The sequence below is a fragment of the Aneurinibacillus thermoaerophilus genome (assembly GCF_900099925.1).
In the GTDB taxonomy this organism is placed as follows: Bacteria; Bacillota; Bacilli; order Aneurinibacillales; family Aneurinibacillaceae; genus Aneurinibacillus; species Aneurinibacillus thermoaerophilus.
In genome coordinates, this window is record NZ_FNDE01000096.1 from 1 (window position 1) to 1397 (window position 1397).

A 1397-nucleotide genomic window follows, 5' to 3' on the forward strand; every position below is an offset into this window, starting at 1 on the left:
TTCGATGTCTTTTTCCGAAGCGAGCGACGTATTAGGTTTATTGTTTATATTGCTGTTCTTATTGCTGTTTATAATGCTGTTATTAAATAAAAGATGTGGTTTCTCTTGTGTGTCCTCTTGTGGTTTTTCTTGTGAATTCTCTTGTGGAAGTAAATTTTTGTTAGTGACTGAATCCCTTATACCGCAAGGCTTTTCACTTTCATCCTCTTGTGTTTTCCGTTGTGAAATCTGTTGTGAATCCTGTTGTGGTTTCTCTTGTGGATTTTTTTCGCCTTTTTTGTAGTGTGAAAGCGACTGAAAATCCCCATATTTTACGATTTTGACAAGGGTTCCGCGCTTCTGGCGCAAGGTTTCGCAAGTGATTAAGCCAGCTTCCGTTAATCGATCAAGCGATCCTTTTATCTCCCAGCGCGTCCATCCCGTTTCTCGTTCCAACTCAGAAACGTTTACTTTTACTTCCCCTGTATTCCAATCCGCTTGTTCAAGTAAATGATAGAAAAGAAGTTTGTCCCTCAAATTTTTGATAGAGAGTCGGGGCAGGACAACAAACCCCGACGCCTGTATTTCTGTGTTTATTTGCTCTTCCATACCCCGACATCCCCTTTACTAGATTGATAGAGTCGGGCGCAGAGAGCGCCCCTACTCGGTTATTTAAAATCCATCTCCATCGCTTGTTGCAGTTCTTCATCCTGCTTCCAATCCTGTGGCTTGTCCGTCTTCTGCTCTTCCGGCGTCTGTGCTTTCTCTTCTGACGCAGGCTCATCCACTGGTATGTCCTCTACTGTCACACCTTCGGCTTCTATCGCGTCTGCATAGACACTGCGCGGCTCACTGGTAATGTCTTTCTTCACCGTCTCATCCTGGGCAGCCATTTGCTGAATCTCAATGCTGATCGGCAGGTACTTCCACATATGACGAATGACCGTTTTCTTAGCCATCTCTTCGAAGTCTGTTACCCAAGGACCATTTTTAGCGGCCTTACTACGTTGTCTGCGCCGCTCGATCTCTTCCATGTCCATAACCTCAAACTGGTAGCCGCCGCCTTTGAAATGGGCCACAGCATACACATATTGAATGGCTCCACGTCGACCAGTAGCGGGTTTATGAACCAGTTTCGGATGCAATCCGAGCTCATACTCGAAATGGTCAGCTTCATACACCGCATGAGCGTAAATTTGCTCAATCTGTCCGGAACGGCGGGCCAGGTCAATCATACCCTTGTAGCCGATGATAAACTGCGCTTCCCTGCCGTATGGGATGATGTAGCAGTGTCCGATTAAGCCCGGCTCAAGCCCCAGTTGTGCCGCCTGCATGACTGCTCCCATAAGAGATTCGATAGTACACTCCAACAGCTTAGGTGTTGTGCGAATAAGCGTTAGAGCAATTCGAGACAGCCT

1 protein-coding gene and 1 pseudogene are annotated in these 1397 nt (G+C 46.5%); both read right to left on the minus strand.

The window, feature by feature from the left end; genetic code table 11:
* A pseudogene (locus BLR88_RS18825) lies at positions 1 to 588 on the minus strand (hypothetical protein); the annotation flags it as partial.
* 59 nt (positions 589 to 647) lie between these two features.
* A partial coding sequence (gene recT / locus BLR88_RS18830; protein WP_091261648.1) for a recombination protein RecT occupies positions 648 to 1397 on the minus strand: 750 nt, incomplete at its 5' end.